This is a genomic window from Halocalculus aciditolerans (genome assembly GCF_014647475.1).
GTDB lineage: Archaea > Halobacteriota > Halobacteria > Halobacteriales > Halobacteriaceae > Halocalculus > Halocalculus aciditolerans.
Genome location: NZ_BMPG01000025.1, coordinates 1 through 539 on the forward strand (window position 1 = coordinate 1; position 539 = coordinate 539).

Annotated in this window: 1 protein-coding gene; it reads left to right on the forward strand. The window is 40.1% G+C overall.

The genetic code is table 11. The features are described from left to right. The coding region (locus IEY26_RS17610; protein WP_229774212.1) for a hypothetical protein at window positions 1–194 on the forward strand (194 nt) is incomplete at its 5' end. Window positions 195–539 lie beyond the last annotated feature (345 nt).

Sequence of the window (539 nt, forward strand, 5' to 3'; positions counted from 1 at the left end):
GTCGGAAATATGGTTACGGAAATTGTGGAAAGTTTGGTTTTGGGAGGGGCGTTCAACTTTTGGGGCCGGATTTCATGCATCTCCCCCGTACATTATTTTACGGATTTGGCGGAATTTTCGGGGAGGTGGGGTTCGATTGGGGTTGGTGTAATATAGACGGTGGATGGGATAGAGTGTATTATGTTTCGATGTAGTTTAACGGTTGAGAGTTATTATAGTGATTGTTATGGTGATGATGTCGTTATACAAGATACAAGTAAAGGTTGAGTAGTATAAAGTTTGTGTGTACGTGTATGTTTGTTGTATAAATGTTATGTTGGATGTATTAGATATGTTGAGGTTACGCATTTGGTGGAAGTTATAGGTTGCTGTAAATTGTAAAATTCTGGTTTTGGGAGGGGCGTTCAACTTTTGGGGCCGGATTTCATGCATCTCCCCCGTACATTATTTTACGGATTTGGCGGAATTTTCGGGGAGGTGGGGTTCGATTGGGGTTGGTGTAATATATACTGAATGTGATTTTATTGAATTCTATTTAT